The sequence below is a fragment of the Stenotrophomonas sp. PS02297 genome (assembly GCF_029959705.1).
In the GTDB taxonomy this organism is placed as follows: Bacteria; Pseudomonadota; Gammaproteobacteria; order Xanthomonadales; family Xanthomonadaceae; genus Stenotrophomonas; species Stenotrophomonas nitritireducens.
Map to the genome: position 1 here is coordinate 44,989 of NZ_JASCOS010000008.1, position 17,308 is coordinate 62,296.

Consider the following 17,308-nt stretch of genomic DNA (forward strand, 5'->3'; position numbering starts at 1 on the left):
GCTCCGTCTATATCGTTGCGAGGACTGCTCTGCCGACGGCTCAGCGGACGCGCGAGCCGGTGGCGAAGAAGTCGTGCAGATCGTGCGCGAAGGTGTCGAACTTGCTGACGGTGGCGCTGTTGATCTTGCTGAAGAAGTTGAAGGCGAACACGGCCGGGATCGCGACGAACAGACCGATGGCGGTCATGATCAGCGCTTCACCCACCGGGCCGGCAACGGCGTCGATCGAGGCCGAACCGGTGGCACCGATCTTGATCAGCGCGCCGTAGATGCCCCACACGGTACCCAGCAGACCCACGAACGGAGCGGTCGCGCCGACGGTGGCCAGCAGGATCATGCCGCCCTGCAGCCTGTTGGATTCGCGGGTGACGGCCTGACGCAGGGCGCGATCGACGAACTCCGAACGGCTCAGGGTCTCGGCGGCACCAGCCTGCTGGTGGTGGGCAGCGGCCTGGGCAGCGTCCAGTGCGATCTTCGAGAACGGCTCGGAAGCCGGCTGCTCTTCCATGGCGCGGATGGCGTCCTGGGCATTGGCGGCATCCCAGAACATGCCCGGCACGCGGTCGGAAGCCGACTTCAGGCGGGCGGTGCGGAAGATGTTGATGACGGTCCAGTACCACGACATCGCCGACATCACGACCAGGGTCAGCAGCACGACCCAGGAAACCGCGAAGTCACCCGGCTTGGAGGTCATTTCGTGAATCAGATGCTCGAAGCCCATCTGCGAGAGCGCGTTGTTTGCGTTGCCCCCGGCAGCAGCGGCGATGAAGATTTCCTGCAGCATGACGCTTACCTTTGTTGTGTGTGGTGTTAAAGGGTGTAGCTAAAGTCGAACGGTTCCCTGGTGGCGGCCCTGCGGCCGCCGGGGATCAGCTCAGCGCAAAGTTGACCGGGACGCGGACGCGACCAGCCGCCTTCTGTCCATTGACGACGGAAGCATTGAACTTCCACTTGCGTGCAGCATCCATGGCGGCACGGTCGAGGTCGCGGTTACGGCTGGACTTCTCGACGGAGACATTGGTGACGTTGCCGCTGGCGTCGACATCAATGATCAGGATGACCTCGCCCTGGATACCGGCGCGGAAAGCGGCCGGCGGATAACGCGGCGGGTTCATGTTCTTGGACGAGATGTCCACGCTGGCCTGGATGTCGGTGACAGCGGCCGGCGGCGATGGCGGCGTCGGCGGCGTCACCACGTCGTTCGGGCGCGGTTCCGGCACGTCGACCACCGGTGCTTCCGGCGGCGGCGGCAGCGGCGAGGCCTTCGGCGGCGCCAGGTTCTTGACCGGCGGCGGCGGGGTGTCCTGCGGCGGCGGCGGCGGCGGCGGCGGTGGGGGCGGCGGCGGAGCGTCGACCAGGGTCACCATGACGTTGCGTTCCTTTTCCTTGGCGGCCTTGGGGGCCACGGCCGGGATCAGGAGCATCATCAGGGCTGCCAGATGGAGTGCGATTACAAAGGCGATACCGGCGATGCGGGGCCAGCTCAGACCCGTGTCTTTCTCGCCGTCATACCTGTGGTGGAAAACCAGTTGTTCCGTCATGCGCCAAGAGCTCGTTAGTGGGGCCGGGGCGGCGCTGTTCCGACGCCCCTGATTCAGCGGTGCATGACACCGCAGGAACCTCCAAGCTTATACCAATCCTGACCAGCTGCGCATCACAAATGCAGCTGTTCAGGCGTTATTCCTGCTTACTTCAGGTTGATGATCTTGTCTGCATCGGCCGGGTTCTTCACACCTTTAGCCTTTGCATCCCGGGCCGCCTGTTTGGCTTCGGGAATCCGCCCTTCAGCATGCAGCACACGCGCCAGATTCAGGTAGGTCTCGCCATCCTTGGAAAGCGGGGCGGCCTTCTGCCACGCCTCGATGGCCTGCGGGATCTGGTCGGAGTAGTAGTACGACTGCGCCAGCGCCAGGTAGACCTGGTAGTCCGGCTTGAGGATGCCCTTGGACAGGCCCTCGTTGATCACCGCAATGACGTCCTTTTCCTTGTTCTCGGTGTTGGCGTAGATCGAGTACAGCTGCTTGTACTCGCGCTCTTCGGTGAGCTGTCCGGCCGCGCGCAGCTTGTCCATCACCACGGCGGCCTTTTCCATCTGGTCGGCTTGCATGTACATGCTGGCCAGGTTCAGTTGCGCCTTCTTGTCGGCCGGGTTCTTCGCGGCCAGGGCCTCTGCTTCCTTGACTGCTTCGCCGGTCTGGCCGGCTTCGGCGTAGGCGGCCATCAGCAGCTGGTTCCAGTTGTCCTTGGGTTCGGGCGAAGCGGCGATGGCCGCCTTCAGCACCGGAATGGCCTCGGCGTACTTCTCGGTCTGGTACAGGGCCTGGCCCTTGATCACCAGCTCCTCGGGCTTGTGCGACTTGGACTCGGCGAAATACTTGTCCAGGTTGGCCAGGCCTTCAGCGTACTGCTCGTCCTGCAGCTGCAGCTGGGCAAGCATCAGCATGGCCTGGAAGTGGCCGTTGTTGTCCAGTTGGTTCAGGGTGACGGCCTGCTGCAGGTACTGCTTGGCGGCGGCGTTGTCGTCAAGGTTGTAGGCAGCCTGCGAAGCGAGCTGGTTGGCGACCGCCTTGTCATAGTCGTTGGCACCGTCGGCGGCGATGATCTCGTCAGCCAGCTTGCGGGTTTCCTCGTACTCGTCCTTGTTGTAGGCGACGAACAGCTTCTGCAGCTTGCCGCCCATCTTCGAGGACGGCTTGCCCTTGGGCTCTTCGCGGGTCGCTTCCGGATACAGCACCTGCGCCTTGGTCGAGCCATGGCCGCCGCGGCGTTCGCCACCACGATCGGACGAGCGCGACTGGGCGTCGGCGTCGGCAACCACAGCGCCACCAAGCACGGTCGCGATGAGGACGGAAAGCAGGGCCTGCTTATGGCTGCGGGAGATCATGGGTCACCTCGATGAAACCGCGGGGGGCGGTGCTGTAGACGGGCCGTCCGGTAAGACGGAGCCGCCAAACGTAACAGAAATTTTTTGACGGAGAAATCACTTGTGTTGCTGTACTGCAACAATGTCCAGGAGGCCGGCGTGGACATCCGCACGGGTCAGCCGCAACGGGGGGTGCGTCCTGCCGCCCGGGCCTGGCGATAGACAGGCTCCAGCGCATTGATGTCACGCTGCAGTTCGCGGATCCGGTTGGCTGGGTCGGGGTGGGTCGAGAGCCATTGCGGCGAGCGGGCGCCGCCGGCGGCCATCATGTTCTGCCAGAGGTCCACCGCCTGCGCCGGATCAAAGCCGGCCTGCGCCATCAGGCGCTGGCCGACCACGTCGGCCTCGCTTTCCTGGGTGCGGGAGTTGGGAAGCAGGAAACCGGTCTGCGCGACCATGCCGCCCCCCTGGGTCACCAGCTGCCCGTAGTCGCCGGCAAGGGCGCCGGCGATCTGCAGCAGGCTGGATGCTCCCATCTGCCGGGTCAGGCGTTCTTCGTGATGGCGGGAGATCACATGGCCGATCTCATGGCCGATCACCGCCGCCAGCTGGTCCTGGTTCTTCGCCACGCTGAAAATGCCGGTGTTGACGCCGACCTTGCCGCCGGGCAGGGCGAAGGCGTTGGGTTCCTTCTCCACGAACAATGCCGTCTCCCAACGTACGCCACGGTACTGTTGGGGCAACTCCGCGACCAGTGCGTTGACCACGCATTGCACGTAGGCATTTTGCTTGCCGTCCGTGCTCAGGGTCTGTTTCGCCTTGGTCTCGGCGAACGCCTGCGCGCCGAGTTGATCCAGTTGCTGCTGGGAGACGCCGCCCATGATCTGGCGCCGGCCCGTCGGCGAGGTCGTCGTCGCGCAGGCCGCCAGCAGAAGCGCGAGCAGGGCAACGGACAGCACGGGTTTCATGGCGGATTTCCCCTTGTTCATGTCCGCAGTGTGCGAGCGTCCGGCTTAAATTTCCGTCAATCGGCCAATGCCATTACTGGATGCCGAAGAGCACCAGCGCGGCCAGCGCCACGGCGTTGTTGAGCGTATGCGCGGCGATGGCGGCCCACAAGGTACCGGTCCGGCGGTACAGCCAGGCGAAAGCCACGCCCATGCCGCCATAGACCAGCCACAACTGCAGGATTTCGGGCAGGCCGTTGCCGCTCGTGCCGGGGATCTCGTGGATGAACGCGAAGGCTGCGCCACTGAGCACCATGCCCAGCCATGGCCGGCCCGCCGCCCAGAGGCGACCGAACAGCACCCGGCGGAACAGTAGTTCCTCATAGGCCGGCGCGAGGAATACGGCAAAGGCGACCAGGAATACCGGGTACTGGGCCATCGCCTGTTCCATCAGGGGCAGGTTGGTCGGTACCGGCTCGATGCCGAGCTGCTTGCCCGCCCAGCCGATCAGGCTGCTGCCGACGAACACGCAGGCGGCCACCAGCAGGGTCCATGCCCAGGTGGAACCTCGGCGTGCGGCGGCATGGGATGCGGCGCGTTCGGCCGGCACGGCGCGCCGGCGCCAGAAGTAGAGCACCAGCGCGGCACCGCCGGTGGAGACCAGGGCTATCAGCATCTGCGCCAGGGCACCCGGCTGCCCAAGCTGCGTACCCAGTTGGGCCGCGTCAGGCGCACCGCCGCCTTCGCGCGCGATCGCCATGCCGACCTCGAAACCGCGCCACAGGCCCCAGGCCAGGCCGCAGAACAAGCTCAGGCCCAGCAGGATGCAGGCAGCCAGCAGGACATCCAGTCCGAACCCCAGCAGTGGGGAACCTTGGCGCGACACCGGTGGCGTGGTGGGCGGGACGGACAACGGAACCGGCGGTAGTGCGGACATCGTGCTCCTGGGGCTGCCACGGATAGCGGGCAGGCGCGAGATGTGGCACCTGCCCTGTTGCCGGATTGTGTCAGATATCCAGGTTGGTGACCTTCAGCGCGTTGTCCTCGATGAAGTCGCGGCGCGGTTCGACCACGTCGCCCATCAGGGTGCTGAAGATCTGGTCGGCAGCCACTGCGTCCTCGATGCGCACCTGCAGCAGGCGGCGGGTATCGGGGTTCACGGTGGTGTCCCACAGCTGTTCCGGGTTCATTTCGCCCAGACCCTTGAAGCGCTGGATCTGGCGGCCCTTCTTGGCCTCCTCCATCAACCAGGCCTGGGCCTGGGCGAAGCCGGTGACTTCGGCCGAGCGGTTGCCACGGTTGATCGTGGCGCCTTCGCGGATCAGGCCGTGCAGCAACTGCGAGGCCTGGTGCAGCGGACGCAGCTCGCCGGATTCGAACGCCGCCAGCGGCAGCACCTGGATGTGCTCCTCGCCCATGTGGCGGCGGGTGACCAGCACGGCGGCCGGGCGCTGTTCGTTCGGCTCCTGCAAGGTCAGGCTGAAACGCGGGGCGCCCAGGCTGCCCTGGTTCAGGCGCTTGGCCAGGGCGTCCAGGCCTTCGCCAGCAGCGGCGTTGCGCAGGTGCTCCAGGTCCATCGGGGTGAAGTCGACCAGCGCTTCGAGCAGGTTGCGGTCGTAGCGATGGGCGTTGCGGTTGATGGTTTCCTGCGCGCTGGCGTAGGTCATCAGCAGCTTCTCCAGCGCCACGCCCTCGATCGGCGGTTCGCCGGCGGCCGGGACCAGCGAGGCATTCTCCACCGCGTTGTTGGCCAGGTAGGCATCCAGCGCCGGGTCATCCTTCAGGTACAGCTCGGTCTTGCCCTGTTTGATCTTGTACAGCGGCGGCAGGCCGATGTAGACGTAGCCGCGCTCGATCAGCTCCGGCATCTGCCGGTAGAAGAACGTCAGCAGCAGGGTGCGGATGTGCGCGCCGTCGACGTCGGCGTCGGTCATGATGATGATCTTGTGGTAGCGCAGCTTGTCCGGGTTGTACTCGTCGCGACCGATGCCGGTGCCCAGCGCGGTGATCAGGGTACCGACCTGGTCGGAAGCCAGCATGCGGTCGAAACGGGCGCGCTCCACGTTGAGGATCTTGCCGCGCAGCGGCAGCACCGCCTGGTTCTTGCGGTTGCGGCCCTGCTTGGCCGAGCCGCCTGCCGAGTCACCCTCGACGATGAACAGTTCGGACAGCGCCGGGTCCTTTTCCTGGCAGTCGGCCAGCTTGCCGGGCAGGCCGGCGATGTCCAGCGCGCCCTTGCGGCGGGTCAGGTCGCGCGCCTTGCGCGCGGCTTCGCGGGCACGGGCGGCATCGACGATCTTGCCGGCGATGGCCTTGGCTTCGTTCGGATTCTCCTGGAGGAACTCCTCCAGGCGCGCGCCGAAGGCGTTTTCCACGGCCGGGCGGACGTCGGAGCTGACCAGCTTTTCCTTGGTCTGGCTGGAGAAGCTCGGGTCCGGCACCTTCACCGACAACACCGCGATCATGCCTTCACGCATGTCGTCGCCGGTCAGGCTGATCTTGGCCTGCTTGGCGATGCCGTTCTGCTCGATGTAGTTGTTCAGCACGCGGGTCAGCGCGCCGCGGAAACCGGCCAGGTGGGTGCCGCCGTCCTTCTGCGGGATGTTGTTGGTGAAGCAGTACATCGTTTCCTGGTAGGAATCGGTCCACTGCAGCGCCGCTTCCACGGTGATGCCGTTGTGCTCGCCGGTGACCGAGATGACGTTCGGGTGCAGCGGGGTCTTCAACTGCGCCAGATGCTCCACGAAGCTCTTGATGCCGCCTTCGTAATGGAAGTCGTCGCGGCGGCCCTCGCCACGCTCGTCCGCCAGGATGACCTTGACGCCGGAGTTGAGGAACGAAAGCTCGCGCAGGCGGCGGGCCAGGATCTCGTAGTGGTACTCGACATTGCCGTGGAATGCCACGGTCGAGGGCCAGAAGCGCACGGTGGTACCGCGCTTGGTAGTGGCTCCCAACTGCTTCAACGGACCGACCGCGGCGCCGTTGCTGAATTCCTGCTGGTAATGGGAGCCGCCCTGGAAGATATCCAGCAGCAGCTTCTGCGACAGCGCATTGACCACGCTGACGCCGACGCCGTGCAGGCCACCGGAAACCTTGTAGCTGTTGTCGTCGAACTTGCCGCCGGCGTGCAGGACCGTCATCACCACTTCGGCGGCGGAAACCTCGCGACCGAGCTTCTGGCTCATCTGCTCGTGCTTGCCGACCGGGATGCCGCGGCCGTTGTCCGACACCGATACCGAACCGTCGGCATGGATGGTCACCATGACGTTGTCGGCGTGGCCGGCGAGGGCTTCGTCGATGGAGTTGTCGACGACTTCGAACACCATGTGGTGCAGACCGGTGCCGTCGTGGACGTCGCCGATGTACATGCCGGGACGCTTGCGGACAGCCTCCAGCCCTTCCAGGGCAGTGATGCTGTTGGCGTCGTAATTGCCATTGCTGGCCGGGGTGTTCTGTTCTTCGCTCATCGCGCTTGCCGTTGGCTCCACAGGTCACGCGCCGGCCCGGAGGTCGGGGCGTGAGTAAAGAGGGGGTCGTGGAAAGTATACCAGCCGGGCCATTACGCACCCGGAACGGTCATTGCAGCCCATGAATGGCGCCGTGTTCCACGTGGAACACGGCAGCCGGACGCAGGTGTCCTTCGAGTGCGGCAGGTGGCTCGGTCGCGGTGATGAAGACCTGTGCAGGCGTCCCCGCCAGGCGTTGCAGCACGCGTTGCTGGTGGTGCCGGTCCAGCTCCGCGCCGAGGTCGTCCAGGGCGATCACCGGCCATTCGCCGCGCTGGGCGGCGTAATCGTCCGCCTGCGCCAGCAGGCTGGCAAGGGCGGTGAGCTTGGCCTGGCCGCGCGACAGGGCATCGCGTCCGGGGATTTCAGCATATCCGACAGACCAGTCGGCTCGATGCGGGCCCACCGAGGTATATCCCATGGTGCGATCGCGCTCGCGGGACAGCAGCAAGGCGTCGGCCAGCGACATTTCATGCCGGCGCCAGCCCGGCTGCAGCTCGAGACCCTGCAACTGGAGCCCCGGCGCCAGGTCGGCGGCAATGGCCACTGCCCGGTCCTGCAGCCGATCCAGATAGTGTTCGCGCCGCGAGGTCAACGGAGTACCGGCCTCGGCCAGTTCATGATCCCAGGCATCGAGTTGCCGTGGAGCTGCCCCGGCTTTGAGCAGGGCATTGCGCTGCTTGAGCGCGCGCGTGTAACGGCGCCAGAGGGGGAGAAAGTCAGGTTCCACGTGGAACAACCCCCAGTCGACGAAGCGCCTGCGTGCCTCGCTGCCCCCGCTGACCAAGGCGTGGCTGCCCGGTTCGAAGGTCACCACCGCCAGCGCAGCGCACAGGGATCCGAGCTGGGCGACATCCTCACCGTCCAACCGGCCTTTCCACGCCTGCCCACCGTGACGCAGACCCGCACGGCGCAACCGTTCGACCGGTGCCGCGCCCCCATGCTCCTGCCATTCAACGAAGACTTCGAGAGCATCAGCGCCTTTCTGCACCAGCCCATCACGTACGCGACCACGGAAACTGCGCCCATAGGCCATCAGATGCAGGGCTTCCAGCACGCTGGTCTTGCCGGCGCCGTTGTCCCCCGTGATCAGGTTGATTCCGGGGCGGGGAGCCAGTTCCACCGAGTCGAACCGGCGCACGCGGTTCAGCGAAATACGGACGATGTGCATTGACGCTCGGAAGTAAACAGGACGCCCCGGACACCACCATCCGAGGCAAGACCGGCAGCTTAAAGCATCTGCCCGGCAGAGCCGGGGCGCTTTACTGGTCCGGGAAAGGACCGGACATGATCCATGGACCTGTTGGCGTCACTCAGCCCTGTGTGCTGCGCGTTCATGGATGTTGAACATCCTGTGGACAAATTACCCGCCATTTTTCCGGATCCTGCTTATTCACAGCTATCCACAGCCTGATCCCCTGCTTTTCCATAGGGGTTTCGACACATGAAATTTCTTTTAAAACAAATAGATAACAAAGTTTTACATGAAATCCAGCTCTACCAGCACCACCAAGCTTCTGATTTATTCTCAGATTTAAAGCTTTGAAGGCATCTAAAGCCCGGTTCTTCAGCCCAGGTCAAAGGGATCCTGTTCTACCGATCTCACAGGACCCTGCCTCGCTGGAATTATTTTCATCGATTACGTTGATCCAGCTATCAACTCCGGAAGTCAGTTCCACGTGGAACATCACACCACCGGAATGTCGATCCGGAACGTAGACGTCAGACACAAAAAAGCCCGGCATCGCCGGGCTCTCTGTTCCACGTGGAACCGGAGACGTCAGAGACGCAGCGGCATGACCACATGGCGGGACTTCTCACTGCTGGCTTCGCGCACGAGTGCAGACGAGTTGGAATCGCGCAGCTGGATCACGATGTGTTCGTCGCGCAGCGCCGACAAGGCATCAAGCAGGTAGTTCACGTTGAAGCCGATGGCCAGATCGCTGACCTGGGTGTCGGCTTCAATTTCTTCCTGCGCTTCTTCCTGCTCCGGGTTGTGCGCGCTGATCTTCAGCTGGCCCGGGGTGACTTCGACACGGACGCCACGGTATTTTTCGTTGGAAAGAATCGCCGCACGTTGCAGCGAAGCCCGCAGGCTCTCGCGATCGACCTTCACTTCCCGGTCGGCGCCAATCGGAATCACCGCTTCGTAATCGGGAAAACGGCCGTCGATCAGCTTGGAAGTGAAGGTCACATCGTCGCGCTTCACCCGCACGTGGCTGCGTCCGACTTCCAGTTCTACCTCCCGATCGCCGCCTTCCAGCAGCCGCTGCAGTTCGGTGACGCCCTTGCGCGGCACGATGATCTGACGCTTGGAACCGGTGCTGTTCTCCAGCGCCGTCTCGCACAGCGCCAGGCGGTGGCCATCGGTGGCCACGCAGCGCAGCAGCTGGTCGCGCAGGTCGAACAGCAGGCCGTTGAGGTAGTACCGCACGTCCTGCTGCGCCATCGCGAATGCGGTGCGCTCGATCAGTTCCTTCAACGCCGATTCCGGTACCACCACGCGCTCGGTGGCCTCGACCTCGTCCACCGACGGGAAGTCGTTGGCCGGCAGCGTCGCCAGGGTGAAACGGCTACGTCCTGCCTGCACCGTGATCTTTTCACCGGTCTGCGACACGGTCACCCGGCTGCCATCGGGCAGGGCACGGATGATCTCGAACAGCTTGCGTGCCGGAATCGTGGTTTCGCCATCCTGCGCATCCTCGACCGCGATGCGGGAGACCATTTCCACTTCCAGGTCGGTGCCGGTCAGCGACAACTGGCCGCCCTGCACCTGGACCAGGAAGTTGGCCAGAACCGGAAGGGTCTGACGGCGTTCGACCACGTTGACGACCTGGGCCAACGGCTTGAGGAAGGCTTCGCGCTGCAGTGTGAAACGCATGTGGTTTCGTGCCCCTATGCTTTTAAAAGATGTGGGTTAAATCAAAAGCTTGGTGGTGCTGGTAGAGCCAGATTTGGTTTAAAACACACCCAAGTATTTGTTTTTAAAGGGTTTAATTGCATCGAAACCCTCTGTATTACTGGTCCGGAACGGGTGGGGAAAGATGTGGATAACTTTGCGTCGATCCGGACGCGCACTTTTATCCACAGCTTCCCCAACGCCTGCCCCCGAATGATGCACCGTTTTGTGCGATGACGCCTGCGTGGCGTCGATGCATCATTCGCTGGCCCTGTTGCCTGATCCTTCCCGGTGTCCCGATGATCTACTCACTCAGCTTGCGGATGAGCTTGTCCCAGTCCTCGCGGAGTTTGCCGTCGGTCTCCATCAGCGTGCGGATCTGGCGGCAGGCATGCAGTACGGTGGTGTGGTCGCGGCCGGCGAAGGCGTCGCCGATTTCCGGCAGGCTGTGCTCGGTCAATTCCTTGGTCAGCGCCATAGCGACCTGGCGCGGACGCGCCAGCGAACGGGTGCGACGCTTGGACAGCAGGTCCTTGATCTGCAGGCCGTAGTAGTCGGCCACAGTCTTCTGGATGTTCGGGATACTGATGGCCTGCTGCTGGGCGCGCAGCAGGTCGCGCAGGGTTTCCTGGGCGAACTCGGTGGTGATGGCGCGGCCGGTGAAGTTGGCGCGCGCGGTCAAGGTGTTGAGCGCGCCTTCCAGGTCGCGCACGTTCGAACGCATCTTCTTGGCGATCAGGAACGCCACGTCGTCGGGAATCTCGGCGCCACGCTCGCGCGCCTTGGCCAGCACGATGGCCGCGCGGGTCTCGAAATCCGGCGGTTCGATCGCTACCGACAGGCCCCAGGCCAGGCGCGACTTCAGGCGCGCTTCCAGGCCCTCGACTTCGCGCGGGTAGCGGTCGCAGGTCAGGATGATCTGCTGCTTGCCGTCGAACAGCGCGTTGAAGGTATGGAAGAACTCTTCCTGCGTGCGGTCCTTGCCGGCGAAGAACTGGATGTCGTCGATCAGCAGCGCGTCCACCTGCTGGAACTGGCGCTTGAACTGGTCCATCGTCTTTTCCTGCAGCGCCCGGATCATGGCGCTGAAGAACTGCTCCGAGCGCAGGTAGAGCACGCGTGCGCCCGGATTGGCCTGGCGCATGGCGTTGCCGGCGGCCAGCATCAGGTGGGTCTTGCCCAGGCCGGTGCCCCCGTACAGCAACAGCGGGTTGTGCGCGCGGTCGCCCGGCTTCTGCGCCGCCTGGAAGGCAGCGGCCAGGCCCAGCTGGTTGCTGCGGCCTTCCACGAAGTTGGCGAAGGTGTAGTGCGCGTCCAGGTTGCCGTTGAACGGCACCACCGGTGCGGCCGGCGCCGGCGTGCCGCTGGCGGGAGCCATGGCCGGGACCGGCTCGGCCACGCGCGGCCGCGAGCCGATTTCCAGCTGCACGTCGGTGATATCGGCGAAATAGCGCAGCAGCTCATGGATGCGCGGCAGGTAGCGCTCGCGCACCTGGTCGACGATGAAGGCGTTCGGGGCGTACAGCACCATGCTGTCGGCGCGGTGGTCGGCCTGCAGCGGCTTCAACCAGGTGTGGACATCTTCGGGCGGAAATTCCGCTTCCAGACGTTCGATACAACGGGACCAGGCATCCATCGGAAATAATCATCGAAGGCACGAGGGACGGGCGCAGGAAGCCGCCCGGCCACGTGCCGGAAAGGGGGAAAGTGGATGGCGCAGACTACCACCGCAGGGCGGGGGCGGGAATGCTTGTCCCTGACTTGTTCACAGATCCATCCACAGCCTGTGGATGAAACCCCTGCAGGGAAAGCGCTACAGCGCTTGACGCGACCGGGGTAGGGTCTATAGAATTTCCGGTTCTTTCCGTCCCATTCATACAGGTGCCCCCATGGCCACCAAGCGCACGTTCCAACCCAGCAACCTCAAGCGCAAGCGCGATCACGGCTTCCGCGCGCGTATGAAGACCGCTGACGGCCGCAAGATCCTGTCGCGTCGCCGCGCCAAGGGCCGCAAAGTCCTCAGCGCTTGATTGCGTTGCCGCCCCGTGCGGCAGATGCAAATCCGATCGTGAGCAGCACCGACCCGCGCAAGCGATTTCCTCGCTCTGCGCGGGTTCGTACGCGTGCCGAATATACAACGGTCTTCAACGGCGCCCGCCGTGTATCCGACCCATTGATGACACTGCACTGGCTGAAAGGGGATCCCCCCGCCCGGCTGGGCTTGGCTGTGTCTCGCAAGGTCGATACGCGGTCGGTGGGCCGTAACCGCATCAAGCGTGTGCTGCGCGATGCCACACGCCACCTCCGGTCAGACATGGCCGGGGGCGATTACGTCGTGGTCGCCCGCTCGGCGGCCAAGCTTGCCGACAACCGGCAGATCCGCGAGGCGTTCGTACGCCTGCTCCGCCGTGCCGGTGCATTGCCCGCCGTGGTCGCTGACGGCACAATGCCGCCGCGCGAGGGCAACGAACCCTCTTCTTCCTTGAACGCGCCGGGCTCTCCGCCTGGTCGAGCCGAGCCTGCCTGCTGATGAACCAGACCCGTGTATTCCTGATTTTCGCCTGGCTGATGGTGGCGGTGCTGCTGTGGATGGAGTGGGGCCGCGAGAAGAACGCGCCGGATCCGGCCACCGTCGCCGCGACCCAGCCGGCGGTGCCGGCCGCCAACGATGCGGACCTGGCCCCGCCTTCGGCCGGCAACGTGCCGCAGGCCACGGCTCCTGGCCAGACGCCGGCCGCACCAGCGCCGACGCCCGCCATGGAGGCGGCCAGCGCCGCGACGCGCGTCACCGTCACCACCGATGTGTTGAAGCTGGCGCTCGATGGCCGCAGCGTGCTCGACGCCGACCTGCTGCAGTTCCCGCAGACCAAGGCCGCCGGCAGCCCGCCGGTGCAGCTGCTGACCGAGGAAAAGGCGCATCCGTACAGCGCCACCAGCGGTTGGGTGGGCCAGGGCGGCTCGGCCGCGCCGGGCGCCAATGGCTTCCAGCCGGTGCAGGCGGCCAGGGAATACACCCTGGCCGATGGCCAGAGCGAGCTGCAGGTTCCGTTCGTCTGGAACGGCCCGGACGGCGTCAGCATCCACCGCACCTATATCTTCAAGCGCGGCGACTATGCCATTGGCGTCAAGGATGAAGTGGTCAATGCCGGCGGCGCGCCGTGGCAGGGCTATGTATTCCGCAAGCTCGACCGCGTGCCGGCGATCCTCAGCCGCAGCATGACCAACCCGGATTCCTTCAGCTTCAACGGCGCCACCTGGTACGACAACGACAAGAAGTACCAGCGCCGCGCGTTTGCCGATTACCTGAAGGACGGCAACCTCAACCAGACCGTCAGCGGCGGCTGGGTGGCGATGCTGCAGCATCACTTCTTCACCGCGTGGATTCCGCAGGCCGACCAGGCCTCGCTGTACCTGCTCTCGCAGAACGGTCCGCGCAACGTCATCGAAGCGCGCGGCCCCGGTTTCACCGTCGCACCGGGCCAGAAGGTCAGCACGCAGGCGCGCCTGTGGGTCGGTCCGAAGCTGGTCAACCAGATCGCCAAGGAAGACGTGCCCGGCCTGGAGCGCGTGGTGGACTACAGCCGCTTCACGCCGATGGCCATCATCGGCCAGGGCCTGTTCTGGGTGATGAACCAGGTGCACAAGCTGGTCGGCAACTGGGGCTGGTCGATCATCGGCCTGGTGATCCTGCTCAAGCTGGCGCTGTTCCCGCTGGCCAACGCGCAGTACAAGTCGCAGGCCAAGATGCGCAGGTTCCAGCCGCGCATCGCGCAGCTGAAGGAACGCTATGGCGACGACCGCCAGAAGTTCCAGACCGCGATGATGGAGCTGTACAAGAAGGAAAAGATCAACCCGATGGGCGGCTGCCTGCCGCTGCTGATCCAGATGCCGATCTTCTTCGCCCTGTACTGGGTGCTGGTGGAATCGGTGGAGCTGCGCCAGGCGCCGTGGTTCGCCTGGATCCAGGACCTGACCGCGCGCGATCCGTACTTCATCCTGCCGGTGCTCAACGTGGCCATCATGTGGTTCACGCAGAAGCTGACGCCGGCGCCGGGCATGGACCCGATGCAGCAGAAGATGATGCAGTTCATGCCGCTGGTGTTCGGCGTGATGATGGCCTTCATGCCGTCCGGCCTGGTCCTGTACTGGGTGGTCAACGGCGGCCTGAGCCTGGTCCAGCAGTGGTGGATGACCAAGAAGCACGGCGAGCCCAGCCCGACGACGCCGGCCAAGGCCGAAGCCAAGTAACCGCGAAAGCCCGCCGCAAGGCGGGCTTTCCGCATGTGGGGTATTCGCGCTGCTGCAGGAGCGACGCCCGTCGCGACTGACGCCGCGGCTACAGGATTTCCGCGCGGTGCCGGCAACCCCAGCGGGGCACGTCCCGCTCCACTAGAATCTTCCGGCCTCCGCCCGTCTTCGCCTGCCATGTCCCGTCTTCCTGCAATGCGCGGTTTCCTGTTGCCGATCGCCCTGTCCGTGCTGCTGGGCGGATGCGGCGGCAAGCCGGCCGACGCGCAGCAGCCGGGCGCGACCGCACCCGGGCAGGCCAGGGCCGCGGTGGACGATGGCGCCGCGGCTCCCTTGTTGGCAGCGCTGCAGAAGCAGCTCGACAGCCACCGCCGCATCATCGTGCTGCTGGCCGACGAGGACGCCCAGGGCGATCGCGACCGCGCCACTTCCACCCGCATCGGCCAGCAGCTGTTCCATGACGGACTGGAGCAGCGCGATGCCATTGCCGCGCAGTTCGATGCGCTGCTGCGCACGTCCAGCCCGCAGCGCTTCGCCACGCTGGGTGCGGTGCTGGACTACATCGAGTCGGCACCGGACCTGTTCGACGCCGATCGCCTGGCCTTCCGCGAGGTACTGCGCGACCTGCACGAGCGGGTCGGCGCCGATTCCTCGCTGCCGGCGGTGAAGCTGCACCAGCGCATCGGCGAGGACCTGGAGGCGCTGGATGAGATCGAGCGCAACTACAACCAGGAAATCACCCGCATCTTCAGCCGCTTCGAGCGCACCCGCGCCATCGCGCTCAAGCGCGAGAAGTGGGAGGACTACGTCGCCCATCTGCGCGCGCAGTACGACCGCGAGGCGATCCTGCGCGACCATGGCGTGATCGAGCCCTACCCGATGTCGATGAAGGACAGCGAGCGCGAGATCTTCGGCCGCGACCTGCCGGCCAAGACCGTGGTGCTGACCTTCGACGACGGCCCGCACAAGGCCTATACCGACGAGATCACCGCCATCCTCAAGCGCTACGACGTACCGGGCGTGTTCTTCGAAGTCGGCCGCAACATCGGCACCGTCGGCGCCGAGGGCAAGGTGGCGCTGGGCGCGATGGCCGGCATCAGCCGCCAGCTGATGGCCGATGGCTATGCGGTTGGCAACCACAGCCTCACCCATGCGCAGCTCTCGCGCACCAGCGGCGACGCGCTGCGCGAGCAGGTGCTGGGCACCGACGCGCTGCTGCGCAGTGTCGGCGACAAGCGCGCGCCGCTGTTCCGCTTCCCGTACGGCGCGCGCAATGCCGAAGGCCTGCAGCTGCTCGGCGAGGCGGGTTTGAAGTCGATCATGTGGAACATCGATTCGATGGACTGGGCCGACCCGGTGCCGGAATCCATCGTGCAGCGCGTGCTCGACCAGGTGCAGAAGGAACAGCGTGGCATCATCCTGTTCCACGACATTCACGACCGCGCGGTGAAGGCGCTGCCGCAGATCCTGGACCGGCTGATCGCCGACGGCTACCAGTTCGCCGGCTGGAACGGCCGCGATTTTTCCGTCAGCCGCGCGCGCCGGGATGCCGGAAAGGATGCCACCGTCACCACCGGCTACGAGAAGTCCTGGGCCATCGTCATCGGCATCGATGATTACGCCAAGTGGCCCAAGCTCGAATACGCCAGCCGCGACGCCCAGGCCGTCGCCGACACGCTGACCGGCCAGTTCGGCTTCCCGTCCTCGCAGGTGATCGTGCTGAAGAACCGCGAGGCCACCCGCAACAACATCCTGGCCGCGTTCCACGACCGGCTGTCCGACGGCCGCACCCAGAAAAACGACCGCGTGTTCGTGTTCTTCGCCGGCCATGGCGCCACCCGCCAGCTCGCCTCCGGGCGCGACCTGGGCTACATCATCCCGGTGGATTCGGATCCGAAGGAATTCGCCACCGACGCCATCGCCATGACCGACGTGCAGAACATCGCCGAGAGCCTGCAGGCCAAGCACGTGCTGTTCGTGATGGACGCCTGTTACAGCGGCCTGGGCCTGACCCGTGGCGGCGCTTCGTCGTCCTCGTTCCTGCGCGAGAACGCGCGCCGCACCGCGCGGCAGATGCTTACCGCCGGCGGCGCCGACCAGCAGGTGGCCGACAGCGGCCCCAACGGCCATTCGGTGTTCACCTGGGTGCTGCTGCAGGCGCTGTCCGGCAAGGGCGACCTCAATGGCGACGGCCTGATCACCGGCACCGAGCTGGCGGCCTATGTCGCCCCGGCGGTGTCGGCGGTCTCGCGGCAGACGCCGGCGTTCGGCAGCCTGCCCGGTTCGCAGGGCGGCGAGTTCGTGTTCCAGGTGCCGGACAGCCAGGAGTTCCTCAACGCCGACACCACCCAGCTTTCGGCCGATGCCATCGCGCTCAACGGCCGCGTCGATGCGGCGCAGGGCGGCAACGAGGCCGCGGTGAAGGTCGCCAACCTGCAGGGCGGCAGCAATACGCTGGTGGTGCCGGCCGCGGTGCCGACCTCCGACCGCCAGCGCGCCCAGCAGGCCAATGACCGCGGCCTGCAGCTGTACCGCGAGAAACGCTACGACGAGGCGGTGGCGCAGTTCACCGAAGCGTTGAAGCTGCGCCCGGATTTCGCCCAGGCCGCCAACAACCTCGGCTTCGTCTACTACCGCCAGCAACGCTACATGGAAGCGGCGCGCTGGCTGGAAAACACACTGAAGATCGATCCCTCGCGCGCGGTGGCCTACCTCAACCTTGGCGACGCCTATTTCCACGCCGGCGAAAAGGCCAGGGCGAAGCAGGCCTACGCCACCTACCTGGAACTGCAGCCGCAGGGCAGCGGCGCCGCGCAGGCGCGCGCGCAGCTGCAGAAGCTGTAAG

General features: G+C 65.3%; 13 protein-coding genes. 4 read left to right on the forward strand and 9 right to left on the reverse strand.

From position 1 onward, the window contains the following. Positions 1 to 40: 40 nt before the first annotated feature. The 9 genes from exbB to dnaA all read right to left on the reverse strand — a co-directional run bounded on the left by exbB (position 41) and on the right by dnaA (position 11,851). Positions 41 to 784 (reverse strand): TonB-system energizer ExbB, encoded by a 744-nt coding sequence (gene exbB, locus QMX80_RS03655; RefSeq protein ID WP_055768675.1) that lies wholly within the window; start codon positions 782 to 784, stop codon positions 41 to 43. An 85-nt stretch (positions 785 to 869) separates the two neighbouring features. Further along, on the reverse strand, positions 870 to 1,427 hold the full coding sequence (locus tag QMX80_RS03660) for an energy transducer TonB (protein WP_235504308.1): 558 nt from the start codon (positions 1,425 to 1,427) through the stop codon (positions 870 to 872). Between the two features lie 260 nt (positions 1,428 to 1,687). After that, entirely contained in the window at positions 1,688 to 2,884 is a 1,197-nt protein-coding gene (locus QMX80_RS03665) for a tetratricopeptide repeat protein (protein WP_282275337.1), read from the reverse strand. Positions 2,885 to 3,039: 155 nt separating this feature from the next. Beyond that, the gene (locus QMX80_RS03670) at positions 3,040 to 3,831 is read right to left on the reverse strand and encodes a M48 family metallopeptidase (protein ID WP_282275338.1); all 792 of its coding nucleotides are present in this window, start codon (positions 3,829 to 3,831) and stop codon (positions 3,040 to 3,042) included. Positions 3,832 to 3,904: 73 nt separating this feature from the next. Then, the gene (locus tag QMX80_RS03675; protein ID WP_282275339.1) at positions 3,905 to 4,747 is read right to left on the reverse strand and encodes a CPBP family intramembrane glutamic endopeptidase; all 843 of its coding nucleotides are present in this window, start codon (positions 4,745 to 4,747) and stop codon (positions 3,905 to 3,907) included. 70 nt (positions 4,748 to 4,817) lie between these two features. Further along, a complete protein-coding gene (gene gyrB, locus QMX80_RS03680; protein WP_273083678.1) occupies positions 4,818 to 7,277 on the reverse strand; it encodes a DNA topoisomerase (ATP-hydrolyzing) subunit B in 2,460 nt (819 codons plus the stop codon). A 109-nt stretch (positions 7,278 to 7,386) separates the two neighbouring features. Beyond that, entirely contained in the window at positions 7,387 to 8,487 is a 1,101-nt protein-coding gene (recF, locus tag QMX80_RS03685) for a DNA replication/repair protein RecF (RefSeq protein WP_282275343.1), read from the reverse strand. 609 nt (positions 8,488 to 9,096) lie between these two features. After that, entirely contained in the window at positions 9,097 to 10,197 is a 1,101-nt protein-coding gene (dnaN, locus tag QMX80_RS03690) for a DNA polymerase III subunit beta (RefSeq protein WP_055768690.1), read from the reverse strand. A 322-nt stretch (positions 10,198 to 10,519) separates the two neighbouring features. Beyond that, positions 10,520 to 11,851 carry a chromosomal replication initiator protein DnaA gene (gene dnaA, locus QMX80_RS03695; protein WP_055768694.1) on the reverse strand — a complete coding sequence of 444 codons (1,332 nt, stop codon included), beginning with the start codon at positions 11,849 to 11,851 and terminating at the stop codon, positions 10,520 to 10,522. Between the two features lie 253 nt (positions 11,852 to 12,104). Between dnaA and rpmH the strand changes: the two genes are divergently transcribed. The 4 genes from rpmH to QMX80_RS03715 all read left to right on the forward strand — a co-directional run bounded on the left by rpmH (position 12,105) and on the right by QMX80_RS03715 (position 17,307). Continuing rightward, positions 12,105 to 12,245: a 50S ribosomal protein L34 gene (rpmH, locus tag QMX80_RS03700; RefSeq protein ID WP_006404565.1), complete on the forward strand. Its 141-nt coding sequence runs from the start codon at positions 12,105 to 12,107 to the stop codon at positions 12,243 to 12,245. 38 nt (positions 12,246 to 12,283) lie between these two features. Beyond that, on the forward strand, positions 12,284 to 12,745 hold the full coding sequence (rnpA, locus tag QMX80_RS03705) for a ribonuclease P protein component (RefSeq protein WP_273083686.1): 462 nt from the start codon (positions 12,284 to 12,286) through the stop codon (positions 12,743 to 12,745). Beyond that, the gene (gene yidC / locus QMX80_RS03710; protein WP_282275346.1) at positions 12,745 to 14,463 is read left to right on the forward strand and encodes a membrane protein insertase YidC; all 1,719 of its coding nucleotides are present in this window, start codon (positions 12,745 to 12,747) and stop codon (positions 14,461 to 14,463) included. Before rnpA ends, yidC begins: the two co-directional genes overlap by 1 nt. 177 nt (positions 14,464 to 14,640) lie before the next feature. Further along, on the forward strand, positions 14,641 to 17,307 hold the full coding sequence (locus QMX80_RS03715; RefSeq protein ID WP_282275347.1) for a polysaccharide deacetylase family protein: 2,667 nt from the start codon (positions 14,641 to 14,643) through the stop codon (positions 17,305 to 17,307). Position 17,308: the final 1 nt, after the last annotated feature.